This is a genomic window from Brevibacillus sp. SYP-B805, assembly GCF_011059135.1.
Taxonomy (GTDB): Bacteria; Bacillota; Bacilli; order Brevibacillales; family Brevibacillaceae; genus Brevibacillus_F.
On the sequence record NZ_JAALGD010000019.1, the window covers coordinates 45,299 to 58,852 of the forward strand.

Annotated in this window: 22 protein-coding genes; 21 read left to right on the forward strand and 1 reads right to left on the reverse strand. The window is 52.7% G+C overall.

Annotated elements, in window-relative coordinates; translation table 11 throughout:
* The first annotated feature begins 16 nt into the window (after nucleotides 1–16).
* The 4 genes from rpsG to G3578_RS18745 all read left to right on the forward strand — a co-directional run bounded on the left by rpsG (nucleotide 17) and on the right by G3578_RS18745 (nucleotide 5,104).
* Nucleotides 17–487, forward strand: a complete 471-nt coding sequence (rpsG, locus tag G3578_RS18730) for a 30S ribosomal protein S7 (protein WP_165214834.1) — start codon at nucleotides 17–19, stop codon at nucleotides 485–487.
* Between the two features lie 64 nt (nucleotides 488–551).
* On the forward strand, nucleotides 552–2,636 hold the full coding sequence (gene fusA / locus G3578_RS18735) for an elongation factor G (RefSeq protein WP_165214837.1): 2,085 nt from the start codon (nucleotides 552–554) through the stop codon (nucleotides 2,634–2,636).
* 134 nt (nucleotides 2,637–2,770) lie between these two features.
* A complete protein-coding gene (gene tuf, locus G3578_RS18740) occupies nucleotides 2,771–3,961 on the forward strand; it encodes an elongation factor Tu (RefSeq protein ID WP_165214840.1) in 1,191 nt (396 codons plus the stop codon).
* A gap of 225 nt (nucleotides 3,962–4,186) precedes the next feature.
* The gene (locus G3578_RS18745) at nucleotides 4,187–5,104 is read left to right on the forward strand and encodes a DMT family transporter (RefSeq protein WP_165214844.1); all 918 of its coding nucleotides are present in this window, start codon (nucleotides 4,187–4,189) and stop codon (nucleotides 5,102–5,104) included.
* A 74-nt stretch (nucleotides 5,105–5,178) separates the two neighbouring features.
* Here the strand turns inward: G3578_RS18745 and G3578_RS18750 are convergent, their stop codons facing one another.
* Nucleotides 5,179–5,571: a globin domain-containing protein gene (locus G3578_RS18750; RefSeq protein ID WP_165214847.1), complete on the reverse strand. Its 393-nt coding sequence runs from the start codon at nucleotides 5,569–5,571 to the stop codon at nucleotides 5,179–5,181.
* Between the two features lie 290 nt (nucleotides 5,572–5,861).
* Between G3578_RS18750 and rpsJ the strand changes: the two genes are divergently transcribed.
* The 17 genes from rpsJ (at nucleotide 5,862) to rplF (ending at nucleotide 13,548) form a co-directional block, all read left to right on the forward strand.
* Entirely contained in the window at nucleotides 5,862–6,170 is a 309-nt protein-coding gene (gene rpsJ / locus G3578_RS18760; protein WP_003333796.1) for a 30S ribosomal protein S10, read from the forward strand.
* 125 nt (nucleotides 6,171–6,295) lie between these two features.
* The gene (rplC, locus tag G3578_RS18765; RefSeq protein ID WP_165214850.1) at nucleotides 6,296–6,925 is read left to right on the forward strand and encodes a 50S ribosomal protein L3; all 630 of its coding nucleotides are present in this window, start codon (nucleotides 6,296–6,298) and stop codon (nucleotides 6,923–6,925) included.
* A gap of 17 nt (nucleotides 6,926–6,942) precedes the next feature.
* On the forward strand, nucleotides 6,943–7,566 hold the full coding sequence (gene rplD, locus G3578_RS18770; protein ID WP_165214853.1) for a 50S ribosomal protein L4: 624 nt from the start codon (nucleotides 6,943–6,945) through the stop codon (nucleotides 7,564–7,566).
* The gene (gene rplW, locus G3578_RS18775) at nucleotides 7,566–7,856 is read left to right on the forward strand and encodes a 50S ribosomal protein L23 (protein WP_165214856.1); all 291 of its coding nucleotides are present in this window, start codon (nucleotides 7,566–7,568) and stop codon (nucleotides 7,854–7,856) included. Before rplD ends, rplW begins: the two co-directional genes overlap by 1 nt.
* Before the next feature lie 33 nt (nucleotides 7,857–7,889).
* Nucleotides 7,890–8,720 (forward strand): 50S ribosomal protein L2, encoded by an 831-nt coding sequence (rplB, locus tag G3578_RS18780; protein WP_165214859.1) that lies wholly within the window; start codon nucleotides 7,890–7,892, stop codon nucleotides 8,718–8,720.
* A gap of 49 nt (nucleotides 8,721–8,769) precedes the next feature.
* Nucleotides 8,770–9,051, forward strand: coding sequence for a 30S ribosomal protein S19 (gene rpsS, locus G3578_RS18785; protein ID WP_165214862.1), 282 nt, complete (start codon nucleotides 8,770–8,772; stop codon nucleotides 9,049–9,051).
* Nucleotides 9,052–9,080: 29 nt separating this feature from the next.
* Entirely contained in the window at nucleotides 9,081–9,413 is a 333-nt protein-coding gene (gene rplV, locus G3578_RS18790; protein WP_165214865.1) for a 50S ribosomal protein L22, read from the forward strand.
* A 13-nt stretch (nucleotides 9,414–9,426) separates the two neighbouring features.
* Nucleotides 9,427–10,089, forward strand: a complete 663-nt coding sequence (gene rpsC / locus G3578_RS18795; RefSeq protein WP_165214868.1) for a 30S ribosomal protein S3 — start codon at nucleotides 9,427–9,429, stop codon at nucleotides 10,087–10,089.
* Between the two features lie 2 nt (nucleotides 10,090–10,091).
* Nucleotides 10,092–10,526 (forward strand): 50S ribosomal protein L16, encoded by a 435-nt coding sequence (gene rplP, locus G3578_RS18800; RefSeq protein WP_165214871.1) that lies wholly within the window; start codon nucleotides 10,092–10,094, stop codon nucleotides 10,524–10,526.
* Complete coding sequence (rpmC, locus tag G3578_RS18805) at nucleotides 10,516–10,713, forward strand: 50S ribosomal protein L29 (protein ID WP_165214874.1); 198 nt, start codon at nucleotides 10,516–10,518, stop codon at nucleotides 10,711–10,713. The genes rplP and rpmC overlap by 11 nt, the downstream gene beginning before the upstream one ends.
* 21 nt (nucleotides 10,714–10,734) lie before the next feature.
* Complete coding sequence (gene rpsQ, locus G3578_RS18810; protein WP_165214877.1) at nucleotides 10,735–11,001, forward strand: 30S ribosomal protein S17; 267 nt, start codon at nucleotides 10,735–10,737, stop codon at nucleotides 10,999–11,001.
* A gap of 41 nt (nucleotides 11,002–11,042) precedes the next feature.
* Entirely contained in the window at nucleotides 11,043–11,411 is a 369-nt protein-coding gene (gene rplN, locus G3578_RS18815) for a 50S ribosomal protein L14 (RefSeq protein WP_165214880.1), read from the forward strand.
* Between the two features lie 54 nt (nucleotides 11,412–11,465).
* The gene (rplX, locus tag G3578_RS18820) at nucleotides 11,466–11,780 is read left to right on the forward strand and encodes a 50S ribosomal protein L24 (protein WP_165214883.1); all 315 of its coding nucleotides are present in this window, start codon (nucleotides 11,466–11,468) and stop codon (nucleotides 11,778–11,780) included.
* 26 nt (nucleotides 11,781–11,806) lie between these two features.
* Entirely contained in the window at nucleotides 11,807–12,349 is a 543-nt protein-coding gene (rplE, locus tag G3578_RS18825; protein WP_165214886.1) for a 50S ribosomal protein L5, read from the forward strand.
* A gap of 23 nt (nucleotides 12,350–12,372) precedes the next feature.
* Nucleotides 12,373–12,558 carry a type Z 30S ribosomal protein S14 gene (locus G3578_RS18830; RefSeq protein WP_165214889.1) on the forward strand — a complete coding sequence of 62 codons (186 nt, stop codon included), beginning with the start codon at nucleotides 12,373–12,375 and terminating at the stop codon, nucleotides 12,556–12,558.
* Between the two features lie 25 nt (nucleotides 12,559–12,583).
* Nucleotides 12,584–12,982 carry a 30S ribosomal protein S8 gene (gene rpsH / locus G3578_RS18835; protein ID WP_165214892.1) on the forward strand — a complete coding sequence of 133 codons (399 nt, stop codon included), beginning with the start codon at nucleotides 12,584–12,586 and terminating at the stop codon, nucleotides 12,980–12,982.
* Nucleotides 12,983–13,011: 29 nt separating this feature from the next.
* The gene (gene rplF / locus G3578_RS18840; protein WP_165214895.1) at nucleotides 13,012–13,548 is read left to right on the forward strand and encodes a 50S ribosomal protein L6; all 537 of its coding nucleotides are present in this window, start codon (nucleotides 13,012–13,014) and stop codon (nucleotides 13,546–13,548) included.
* Nucleotides 13,549–13,554 lie beyond the last annotated feature (6 nt).

Here is a 13,554-nt window from a genome sequence, read left to right on the forward strand (position 1 = left end):
GTAAGGAGGGGGACACATGCCACGTAAAGGTCCAGTAGCCCGTCGTGATGTACTGCCTGATCCGATTTACAACAGCAAGCTGGTAACTCGTCTGATCAACAAGCTGATGATCGATGGGAAGCGCGGTGTTGCCCAAAACATCCTGTACAATGCGTTCAATATCATTCAGGAGCGTACAGGCCGCAACCCGATGGAAGTATTCGAGGAAGCGCTGAAAAACATCATGCCTGTACTCGAAGTAAAGGCTCGTCGCGTCGGTGGTGCCAACTATCAAGTGCCGGTTGAAGTAAAGCCTGAGCGTCGCACGACTCTCGGTTTGCGCTGGTTGGTTAACTACTCCCGTCAACGCGGTGAGAAAACCATGGAACAACGTCTTGCCGCTGAAATCATGGATGCGGCAAACAATACCGGTGCAGCAGTGAAAAAGCGTGAAGACACGCACAAGATGGCTGAGGCAAACAAAGCGTTTGCACACTATCGCTGGTAGTATCCAAAGCGGGTATCCGCTTTGGATACCCGTCCATATCCACATATGAGGAGGAGCATACCAAATGGCTCGCGAGTTCTCACTGCCGAATACGCGCAATATCGGTATTATGGCTCACATCGACGCCGGCAAAACAACCACTACCGAGCGTATTCTGTTCTACACCGGTCGTGTCCATAAGATTGGTGAAGTGCACGAAGGTGCAGCCACCATGGACTGGATGGAGCAAGAACAAGAGCGCGGTATCACCATCACGTCTGCTGCCACCACGGCCCAATGGAAAGGCCATCGCATCAACATCATCGACACGCCGGGCCACGTAGACTTCACTGTTGAGGTGGAACGTTCCCTGCGCGTACTCGATGGTTCTGTAACCGTGTTTGACGCGAAAGGTGGCGTAGAGCCGCAAACCGAAACGGTATGGCGCCAGGCTGACCGTTACGGCGTACCGCGTATCTGTTATATCAACAAGATGGATATCATCGGCGCCAACTTTGATATGTGCGTAGAGCAAATCAAGACGCGCCTCGGTGCCAATCCGGTTCCGATCCAATATCCGATCGGGGCGGAAGATACATTCGAAGGGATCGTGGATCTCGTCGAAAACAAAGCGTACTTCTACAAGGATGATTTGGGGAAAGAGATCGTGGTCGGCGAAATCCCGGATCATCTGAAAGAGAAGTGCGAAACCCTGCGCAACAACCTGGTTGAGGCTGCAGCGGAGCAAGACGAAGAACTGATGATGAAGTACCTGGAAGGCGAAGAGCTGACGGTCGAAGAGATCAAGTCTGCGCTGCGCAAAGGTACCATCTCGGTGAAAATCGTGCCGGTTCTGTGCGGTTCTTCCTACCGGAACAAAGGCGTTCAGCTCATGCTCGACGCTGTGATCGACTACCTGCCGTCCCCGGTTGACATCCCGGCGATCAAAGGGGTTATTCCGGACTCCGAAGAAGAGGTTACCCGTGAATCCGACGACAACGCTCCGTTCTCGGCGCTTGCGTTCAAGATCATGACGGATCCGTACGTTGGTAAGCTGACCTTCTTCCGCGTATACTCCGGTACTCTGAGCTCCGGTTCTTACGTGCTGAACTCCACGAAAGGCAAGCGTGAACGCATCGGCCGTATCCTGCAGATGCACGCGAACCACCGTGAAGAGATCTCCATCGTGTATGCGGGTGACATCGCCGCAGCTGTCGGTCTGAAAGACACGACAACCGGTGACACCCTCTGCGATGAGAAGGCTCCGGTTATTCTGGAGTCCATGCAGTTCCCGGAACCGGTTATCAACGTCGCCATCGAACCGAAATCCAAAGCGGACCAGGACAAGATGGGTATCGCCCTCTCCAAGCTGTCTGAAGAGGATCCAACGTTCAAAACCTGGACGGATGAAGAAACCGGTCAAACCATCATCGCGGGTATGGGTGAGCTCCACCTGGAGATCATCGTTGACCGCCTGAAGCGCGAGTTCAAGGTGGATGCAAACGTGGGTGCACCGCAGGTGGCATACCGCGAAACATTCCGCGGCTCCGCAAAAGTGGAAGGAAAATTTGTTCGCCAATCCGGTGGTCGTGGTCAATACGGTCACGTTTGGGTCGAGTTCTCTCCGCTTGAGCCTGGCAAAGGCTTCGAGTTCGAGAACAAGATCGTGGGTGGCGTGGTACCGAAAGAATACATCCCGGCTGTTCAAGCAGGTATCGAAGAAGCGATGAAAAACGGTGTGCTCGCCGGCTATCCGCTCGTCGATATCAAAGCGTCGCTGGTTGACGGTAGCTACCACGATGTCGACTCCTCCGAGATGGCGTTCAAAGTGGCCGGTTCCTTGGCGCTGAAAGAAGCGGCCAAGAAGTGTAACGCGGTTCTGCTCGAGCCGATCATGAAAGTGGAAGTAACCGTGCCGGAAGAGTACATGGGCGACGTCATGGGCGACCTGAACTCCCGCCGTGGACGCATCGAGGGGATGGAAGCGCGTGCCAACGCGCAGGTCATCCGCGCGATGGTTCCGCTCTCCGAAATGTTTGGTTACTCCACCAGCCTGCGTTCCCGTACGCAAGGCCGCGGCAACTACGCGATGGTACTCGACCACTATGAAGAAGTGCCGAAGAACATTGCGGATGAGATCATCAAGAAGTCCAAGGGATCTGAGGCGTAGAATTTTCACAAGCGCCAGCTTTTACCCTTTATCTCAAACCAAGAAAGGTTTACAATATTGTTTGGACAAATCCTGCATAGCGTAAGCCTTTCTTGACCCATATTAAACCTTCACCTTTAAGGAGGCTTTTTGCAATGGCAAAAGAAAAATTTGAACGTACGAAACCGCACGTAAACATTGGTACCATCGGTCACGTTGACCACGGTAAAACGACCCTGACTGCTGCCATCACCACCGTTTTGGCGCAACAAGGTAAAGCAAAAGCAATGGCTTATGACAGCATCGACGCTGCTCCGGAAGAAAAAGAGCGCGGTATCACCATCAACACCGCTCACGTTGAGTACGAAACCGACAACCGTCACTATGCTCACGTTGACTGCCCGGGCCACGCTGACTACGTGAAAAACATGATTACCGGTGCAGCTCAAATGGACGGCGCGATCCTGGTAGTATCCGCTGCTGACGGTCCGATGCCGCAAACCCGCGAGCACATCCTGCTCTCCCGCCAAGTAGGCGTACCGTACATTGTTGTATTCCTCAACAAGTGCGACATGGTTGACGACGAAGAGCTGCTGGAACTGGTAGAGATGGAAGTTCGCGACCTGCTCTCCCAATACGAGTTCCCGGGCGACGAAATCCCGGTAATCAAAGGTTCCGCAAAAGAAGCGCTTGACAACCCGACTGGCGAATGGGCGAAGAAAATCCTCGAACTGATGGAAGCTGTTGACAGCTACATCCCGACTCCTGAGCGCGCAACCGACAAACCGTTCCTGATGCCGGTTGAGGACGTATTCACCATTACCGGTCGCGGTACGGTTGCTACCGGTCGCGTAGAGCGCGGTGTAGTAAAAGTGGGCGACCAAGTAGAAATCATCGGTCTGGCTGAAGAAACCAAATCCACTACCGTTACTGGCGTAGAGATGTTCCGCAAGCTGCTCGACCAAGCAGAAGCTGGTGACAACATCGGTGCGCTGCTCCGCGGTATCGACCGTAAAGAAATCGAGCGCGGTCAAGTTCTGGCAAAACCGGGTTCCGTAAAACCTTACCGTAAATTTAAAGCGGAAGTTTACGTTCTGTCCAAAGAAGAGGGCGGCCGTCACACTCCGTTCTTCTCCAACTACCGTCCGCAATTCTACTTCCGCACCACTGACGTTACCGGTATCATCCAACTGCCGGAAGGCGTTGAAATGGTAATGCCTGGTGACAACACCGAGTTCACCGTTGAACTGATCGCACCGGTTGCGATGGAGCAAGGTACTCGTTTCGCGATCCGCGAAGGTGGCCGTACGGTAGGCGCCGGCGTAGTTTCCGCGATCATCGAGTAATAGCGGCAAGTAAATCCCGCAGAAAACCCCCGAAAAGCTTTTCGGGGGTTTTTGCCGTGTTCTCCGCAAGGTACCGGCGGGGAGACAGGCGGCAGTCTGACACGGGTAAACATCGTTCATCAATCATTTTCATCATCATGATGAAAATGATTGAATATGGAAGAGAGGCCGGCTGTGCTACAATACGAAAATAGCTGATTGCAAGGATGAGAGAAGGTCGACCGGATGTTGGGTAAAGAACGTCGTATCATCATGATCCTCTGCGCGGTGGTAACCGTTTGGGGCTTGAATGTCGTCATGGTGAAGTATCTGAGCTTTTTTCCGCCTGTTTTGCTTGCAGCGATCCGGATGACGATCGGGTCACTTTTCCTGCTGCCGATCATTCTCTGGAAACAGGGATTCGTGAGAGTGAGGCGGCAGGATCTGCTGCTGATCGCGGGAGTGGCGCTGTCCATGATTACGCTTCACCAAATCACGCTGGCGTGGGGATTGCAGTATACGTCGGCGGGGACCGGGTCGCTGATCCTGGGCTTAAACCCGTTGTCCACCGCGCTTTTGGCCATGATCTTTCTGGGGGAAGAAATGACACGCCGGAAAGTGCTGGGTGTGCTGATGGGCTTTGGCGGTGTGCTGATTGTGGTGACGAGCGGCAGCGGCGGTGTGGAGCTGAACGGCTGGGGAGATCTTATCATGTTTGTCTCCATGCTGATGTATGTCATCGGCGGCCTGCTGGTGCGCAAATTGACAACACGAGGCGTCCCGGTGCTGATCGTCACGGGCTATTCACACGCATTGGCCGCCCTGCTGCTGTGGTTCATCTCCGTGATCATCTATCCGGCCACTACCTTTGCGGCCATTGACACGCGGCCGTTTACCTGGCTGGTGATCGTCGCATCAGGCGGGGTGTCCACCGGACTCGGCTCGATTGGATGGAACTACGGAATCAGACAATTGGGGGCCAGCCGGACTGCTGTTTTTCTCAATGGCATGCCGCTTGCCAGCTTGATTTTTTCGGCCGTCCTGCTGGGGGAAGAGTTGAAATGGGTCCATGCGCTTGCCTTTGCGCTGGTGGTGCTGGGGGTATTCCTGGGGGCCCAGGGAGCTGCAGCGAAACCACGCCGGCTGGAACAGCTTGAGGCGTAGCAATGAGATGCTTCTATTATAATAAGGAAACATCAGGACAAAATGCGGGCGCTGTTCACGATGGGGACAGCGCCTCAGGATTGTTCAGCCGTATTCACCATGTGATAGGCGGTTAGCGTCAGCCGCTCGAAAATCGCCTTGCGGACCTCTCCTTCGAGGCCGATGCTGTCCATGGCTTCGCTCATGCAGGAAAGCCAGGCCTGCGCCTTTTTGGGGGTGATGGGAAAGCGCATGTGGCGTGCCCGCAGCATGGGATGGCCGTATCGCTCGCTGTATAACCCGGGACCGCCGAGAAACTGGGTCAGGAACATATACTGCTTTTCCTTGGTTTCGGTCAGGTCATCCGGGAAGATCGGCGCGAGATCGGGGTGCGCCTTGACCAGATCGTAGAAAACGTCAATCAGGCGCCGCAGGGTTTCAGCCCCGCCGATCAGCTCGTATTGGGTTGCAAAAGGCTGCTGTGACATCGGATCAAAGCCCCTTTCCTTTCGTCTCCATCTACTGTATCAAAAAAAGGAGCCGCGCTCCAATCCCAAAGTGTGCAAACCCGTGTCAGCCCAAATATTCCAACGGTTTGGCGCACCAAAAAAAACTTGCGCTGCCTATTCGATTTTAGTACAATAGTGAATGTTGGTCATGGACTTGCGATGAAGTGGGAGGTTGCTGACACACCCGGCCCCTTTGCCATGGCTGGGGTGCAGGATATTTCCACGGAGAAATGTCCGTTTATAAAATGGGCGAAGAAGGAGGGACTACAATGGCAAAACAAAAGATTCGTATCCGTCTGAAGGCGTACGATCACAAAATCCTCGATCAATCCGCTGAGAAAATCGTAGAGACAGCGAAACGCTCTGGTGCAAACGTGTCCGGGCCGATTCCGCTTCCTACCGAAAAAGCGGTATACACGATCCTGCGTGCGGTTCACAAGTACAAAGATTCCCGCGAGCAGTTCGAAATGCGCACGCACAAGCGCCTGATCGATATTTTGAACCCGACGCCGCAAACGGTAGATGCGCTGATGCGTCTCGATCTGCCGTCCGGTGTTGACATCGAAATCAAACTGTAAGTAGCAAGTGTGACACACACGCAAGCGTTGTCTTAAAAACATAGCAACCCTGCGCATCGGTGGGGACTTGATACAACAAACTGGTCATTTGTTTTTTTATGAATCATGTACAGGAGGTGGCACTAATGACCAAAGGAATCTTAGGGAAGAAACTGGGCATGACCCAAGTTTTCGGTCCGAATGGAACAGCGATCGCTGTAACGGTTATCGAAGCGGGTCCTTGCGTTGTTTTGCAAAAGAAAGACCTGGAAAACGACGGGTATGAAGCGATCCAAGTCGGTTTCGAAGACAAGAAGGAACAGCGCGCCAACAAGCCGGAAAAAGGCCATGCAGCCAAGGCAAACACGGCACCTAAGCGCTTCATTCGCGAGATTCGCGGAGTTAACCTCGCCGATTACGAGGTTGGTCAAGAGTTGAAAGCAGACATTTTCGCCGCAGGAGATGTGGTGGACGTTGCAGGCGTAACCAAAGGGAAAGGCTTCCAAGGTGCGATCAAACGTCACAACCAATCCCGCGGGCCGATGGCGCACGGTTCCCGTTACCATCGTGGGCCGGGTTCTCTCGGTTCCATTGCAGCGAACCGCGTGTTCAAGGGTCAAACGCTTCCGGGTCAAATGGGTGGCGACAATGTGACCATCCAAAACCTCGAGGTCGTGAAAGTGGATGCAGACCGCAACCTGATCCTAGTGAAAGGTTCCGTTCCTGGACCGAAAAATAGCTACGTCGTCGTAAAAACGGCTGTCAAGAACAAGTAAAGAAAGGAGGAACTGACATGCCAAAAGTAGCTCTTTACAACCAATCTGGTGCGCAGGTTGGCGAAATCGAATTGGCAGACAGCGTATTTGGCATCGAGCCAAACAACGCGGTACTGTATGATGCGATTGTGATGCAACAAGCTTCCCGCCGCCAAGGTACCCATGATGTCAAGAACCGCTCCGAAGTTCGCGGTGGTGGCCGCAAGCCATGGCGTCAAAAAGGTACCGGCCGCGCTCGTCAAGGTTCTATCCGTGCGCCGCAATGGAAAGGCGGTGGCGTGGTATTCGGACCGACTCCGCGCAAATACGGTTACAAACTGAATCGTAAAGTTCGCCGTCTGGCTCTGAAATCCGCACTCTCTTCCAAGGTGCAAAACAATGAACTGCTCGTACTGGATGCCCTGAATTTTGCGGCTCCCAAAACGAAGGAAATGGTTCAGGTGCTGAACAACCTGAAAGTAGATCGCAAAGTGCTGATCGTCACCTCCGAGTATGATCAAAACGTAGCGCTCTCTTCCCGCAACATTCCGGGTGCCAAGTTCGTGGATGCTGCCGGCATTAACGTTCTAGATGTCGTTGCGCACGACAAGGTAATCGTAACCAAAGATGCGGTTGCCAAAGTAGAGGAGGTGCTCGCATAATGAAACACCTTCACGATGTCATCCGTCGTCCGGTTATTACGGAGCGCACCACTGACATGATGGCTGACAAGAAGTACGTGTTCGAAGTGCCGCTCAAAGCCAATAAAACCGAAATCAAGCAAGCGGTTGAAAAGGTGTTTGGCGTGAAAGTGGAAGCGGTGAACACCATGCGTGTTCCGGCCAAACCGAAACGCTACGGCAAATACTCCGGATATACGTCCGAGTGGAAAAAAGCTATCGTAAAACTGACAGCTGACAGCAAAGAGCTGGAATTCTACGAAGGCGTGTAAGCACGACGACTACCGTAAAGGAGGGTAATGCAAATGGGTATCAAAAAGTTTAAACCGACTTCTCCTGGTCGTCGCCAAATGACGGTATCTACTTTCGAAGAGATTACCACCTCTACCCCAGAGAAATCTCTCCTGGCCCCTCTGACCAAAAAGGCAGGCCGTAACAACCAAGGTAAGATTACCGTTCGTCATCAAGGTGGCGGTCATAAACGCAAATATCGTATCATCGACTTCAAACGGAACAAGGACGGCATCGCTGGCCGCGTTGCCACGATCGAATACGATCCGAACCGTTCCGCAAACATCGCGCTGATCAACTATGTGGATGGCGAAAAGCGTTACATCATCGCTCCGCTCGGCCTGAAAGTGGGCGACACCATCGTTTCCGGTCCGGATGCCGATATCAAAGTAGGTAACGCACTGCCGCTGGAAAAGATTCCGGTAGGTACCACGATCCACAACATCGAGCTGAAGCCGGGCAAAGGTGGTCAGCTGGTTCGTGCCGCTGGTTCCTCCGCGCAGCTGCTGGGTCGTGACGGCGACTTCGTGATCGTTCGCCTCTCCTCCGGTGAGATCCGCCGCATTCACAACGAGTGCCGCGCAACCATCGGTCAAGTAGGTAACCTGGATCATGAGCTGATCAACATCGGGAAAGCAGGCCGCTCCCGCTGGCTGGGCAAACGTCCGACCGTTCGCGGTAGCGTAATGAACCCGAACGATCACCCGCACGGTGGTGGTGAAGGTCGCGCGCCAATCGGACGCAAAGCGCCTGTTACTCCTTGGGGTAAACCGACTCTGGGTCTCAAAACCCGCAAAAAACGCAACAAATCCGATCAATACATCATCCGCCGTCGCAAGAAGTAAGGCAGGATGAGAAAATAACCGAACGCCTTAGGCGAAGGGAGGTTCACACATGGGACGTAGTTTGAAAAAAGGACCTTTCGTGGACGACCACTTGATGAAAAAAGTGCTGGAGCTAAACGAGAAAAACGAGAAACGCGTGATCAAGACCTGGTCTCGTCGCTCTACGATCTTCCCTGATTTCGTTGGACACACGTTCGCGGTATATGATGGTCGCAAGCATGTACCGGTGTACGTGACGGAAGACATGGTGGGTCATAAGTTGGGTGAATTCGCGCCGACTCGTACCTTCAAAGGTCACGTCGACAACGATAAGAAATCCAAGAAGCGTTAATTTTCTCTTCATAGAGAGGAGGTACACAGATGGAAGCTAAAGCAGTTGCTCGCTATATTCGCATCGCTCCTCGCAAAGTCCGCCTGGTGGTTGACTTGATCCGGGGCAAGCAGGTGGGTGAAGCGCTGGCGATCCTGAAACACACGCCGAAAGCCGCTTCTCCTGTTGTGGAAAAACTGTTGAAATCGGCTATTGCCAATGCGGAACACAACTACGAAATGGATCCGAACAACCTGGTGGTTGGAAAAGTGTTTGTGGACCAAGGTCCTACCTTGAAACGCTTCCGTCCGCGCGCTATGGGTCGTGCAAGCCGCATTCACAAGCGCACTAGCCATATCACAGTCGTTCTAAACGAGAAATAAGGAGGGAAAACGTGTGGGTCAAAAGGTAAGCCCTGTAGGTCTTCGCATTGGCATCATCCGCGACTGGGAATCCAAATGGTACGCTGACAAGGATTTCGCCACGCTGCTCCATGAAGACCTGCGTATCCGCAAATATGTAAAAGAGCGTCTGAAAGATGCAGCCGTATCCACCATCGAAATCGAGCGTGCGGCTAACCGCGTAAACGTGACAATTCACACCGCCAAGCCAGGCATGGTGATCGGAAAAGGCGGTGCCGAAGTGGAAGTTCTGCGCAAAACCCTGTCCGAAATGACCGGCAAACGCGTTCACATCAACATCAACGAAGTGAAAAAACCTGATCTGGATGCGACGCTGGTGGCAGAAAACATCGCTCGTCAGCTGGAAAACCGCATTTCGTTCCGCCGTGCGCAAAAACAAACGATCTCCCGCACCATGCGTGCAGGCGCGAAAGGGATCAAAACCCTGGTGAGCGGTCGTTTGGGCGGCGCTGACATCGCCCGTTCCGAAGGCTACAGCGAAGGTACGGTTCCGCTTCATACGCTGCGTGCTGATATCGACTACGGCACGGCTGAAGCGCACACAACCTATGGCCGCATCGGCGTAAAAGTATGGATTTATCGTGGTGAAGTGCTTCCTACAAAGAAGAAAGAAGCCAATGAGGAAGGAGGCAAGTAAACATGTTAATGCCGAAACGCGTGAAACACCGCAAACAACAGCGCGGCAGAATGAAAGGTAACGCAAAAGGCGGTACGACTGTAGCATTCGGTGAATACGGTCTGCAAGCACTCGAACCGGCCTGGGTTACCAACCGTCAAATCGAAGCAGCGCGTATTGCGATGACTCGTTATATCCGCCGTGGCGGTAAAGTATGGATCAAAATTTTCCCGGACAAACCGGTTACCCAAAAGCCGTTGGAAGTGCGGATGGGTTCCGGTAAAGGTTCTCCTGAACACTGGGTCGCTGTCGTAAAACCGGGTAAGATCATGTTCGAACTTGCCGGTGTTCCTGAAGAAGTAGCACGCGAAGCGATGCGCTTGGCCATGCACAAACTGCCGATCAAGTGCAAGTTCGTGAAGCGTGAAGAAGTGGGTGGTGACGCACATGAAGGCTAATGAGTACCGTAATTTGACCACTGCCGAAATCGAGCAAAACATCGCCTCTTTGAAAGAAGAGCTGTTCAACCTTCGTTTCCAATTGGCTACCGGTCAGCTGGAAAACACCGCTCGTATCAAGCAGGTGCGTAAGGATATCGCTCGTGCGAAAACCATCCTGCGCCAAAGAGAATTGGGAATCGGCTAATAAAGGAAGGAGGTTCGAACGATGACTGCTCAACGCAATAACCGTAGAACCATGGTAGGTCGCGTCGTATCCGACAAAATGGATAAAACCATCGTGGTACTGGTGGAGACCTACAAAAAGCACCCGTTGTACGGCAAGCGCGTGAAATACTCCAAGAAGTTCAAGGCGCATGACGAGAACAATACAGCCAAAACCGGCGATGTCGTAGAGATCATGGAAACCCGTCCGCTCTCCAAAGACAAGCGTTTCCGTCTGGTACGCATCGTGGAAGAAGCTGTTATTTTATAAGCTAGATTTCGGGGAAACAACACCGAAAGGAGGAACTTCAAATGATCCAAGCTCAGACGAGACTGGCCGTTGCAGACAACTCCGGCGCGAAAGAGCTGATGTGCATCAAAGTTCTGGGTGGTTCCGGCCGCAAGACGGCAAACATCGGCGATGTTATCGTATGCTCCGTAAAATCCGCTACACCCGGCGGCGTTGTCAAGAAAGGGCAAGTAGTAAAGGCGGTTGTCGTTCGCTCGGTACGCGGTGTGCGCCGTAACGACGGTTCCTACATCCGCTTTGATGAGAACGCAGCGGTTATCATCCGTGAAGACAAGTCCCCGCGTGGTACGCGTATCTTCGGACCGGTAGCGCGTGAACTTCGTGACAAAGATTTCATGAAGATTATCTCCCTCGCTCCAGAGGTTCTCTAATTCGGAACGGAAATTCGTGCAAGGCAGTTTGTTCGATAGGAGGTGCACCAAGCGATGCACGTAAAAAAAGGCGATACGGTTATCGTGATTGCAGGGAAGGACAAAGGGAAAAAAGGACGCGTTCTGGCTGCTTATCCCAAAAAGGAACGAGTGCTGGTTGAAGGCATCAACCTGGTGAAAAAGCACACCCGTCCTTCGCAATCCAATCCGCAAGGCGGTATTGTGACTCAAGAGGCTCCGATTCACGTATCCAACGTTTCGTTGATCGATCCGAAAACCGGAAAACCGACCCGCATTGGGTATAAGGTACTGGAAAACGGCAAAAAAGTTCGGGTAGCGAAAAAATCTGGCGAAGTAATCGACAAGTAGTCAGGTCGGAAAGGAGGTTGTCCTAGATGGCAGCAAGATTGAAAGAAAAATACCAAAAAGAGATCGTTCCTAGCCTGATGAGCAAGTTTGGATACAGCTCCATCATGCAGGTTCCGAAAGTAGAAAAAGTAATCATCAACATGGGTGTTGGGGAAGCAGTAGCAAATGCGAAAGCTCTTGATTCCGCGCTGGAGGATTTGCAAACCATCGCAGGTCAAAAACCGGTGGTAACCCGTGCGAAGAAATCCATCGCAGGATTCAAGGTGCGTGAGGGCATGCCGATCGGCGCGAAAGTGACCCTGCGCGGCGAGCGCATGTACCACTTCCTCGACAAGCTGATGAACGTATCGCTTCCGCGCGTTCGTGACTTCCGCGGCGTTTCTTCCAAAGCGTTCGACGGTCGTGGAAACTACACGCTGGGTCTCAAGGAACAGCTGATCTTCCCTGAGATCGAGTACGATAAAATCGACAAGATTCGCGGTATGGACATCGTGATCGTCACTTCCGCGAAAACGGACGAAGAAGCTCGTGAACTGCTGACTCAAATGGGTATGCCATTCCGGAAATAACCCTATCGTAAGGAGGGAAAAACGTGGCAAAAAAATCAATGATCGTCAAGCAACAGCGGAAACCGAAGTTTGCCGTTCGCGCTTACACCCGTTGCGAACGCTGCGGACGTCCGCACGCGGTGTTGCGGAAATTCAAACTGTGCCGGATTTGTTTCCGTGAGCTGGCTTATAAAGGTCAAATTCCAGGCGTGAAAAAAGCAAGCTGGTAATTTAGACGGGAAGGAGGTTTTTCTCATGGTTATGACTGATCCAATCGCAGATATGCTTACTCGCATTCGCAACGCGAACATGGTTCGCCACGAGAAAGTGGAGATTCCTGCATCCACGATCAAGAAGGAAATCGCACGCATCCTGAAAGAAGAAGGCTTCATCCGCGATGCGGAATTTATCGAAGACAACAAGCAAGGGATCATCCGCCTGTTCTTGAAATATGGTCAGAACAATGAGCGTGTCATCACCGGGCTGAAACGCATCAGCAAACCGGGGCTGCGCGTTTATGCGAAAAATAATGAAATCCCCCGTGTGTTGGGTGGTCTCGGAATCGCGATCATCTCCACTTCGGCAGGTGTTATGACTGACAAGCAGGCTCGTCAAGCCCGTGTCGGCGGCGAGGTAATCGCGTACGTCTGGTAATTATTGATTCAGCCTAGGAGGTGCAAGATATGTCACGTGTCGGTAGAAAACCGATAGCGCTCCCTGCAGGCGTTACCGTTACGAAGAACGGTACGGAACTGACGGTAAAAGGCCCTAAGGGAACTCTTGTCCGTAACTTTCATCCGGACATTACCATCAACATCAATGACAATGAAATCCTGGTAGAACGTCCGAGCGATAACAAGCTTCATCGTGCCCTGCACGGTACGACCCGTGCGGTGCTGGCAAACATGGTAACGGGTGTATCCGAAGGTTTCTCCCGTACGCTGGAACTGGTGGGTGTCGGTTACCGTGCTGCGAAAGCCGGCAAAGGCGTAACGCTGTCCCTTGGTTTCTCCCATCCGGTGGAAATCACGCCGGAAGAGGGCATTGAAATCGAAGTTCCGAACCAAACCACGCTGGTGATCAAGGGGATCGACAAGGAGCGCGTTGGTCAAGTGGCTGCCGAGATCCGCTCGATCCGCAAACCTGAGCCGTACAAAGGCAAAGGGATCAAGTACAGCGATGAAGTGGTTCGCCGCAAGGAAGGCAAAAAAGGTAAGTAAGCTTCG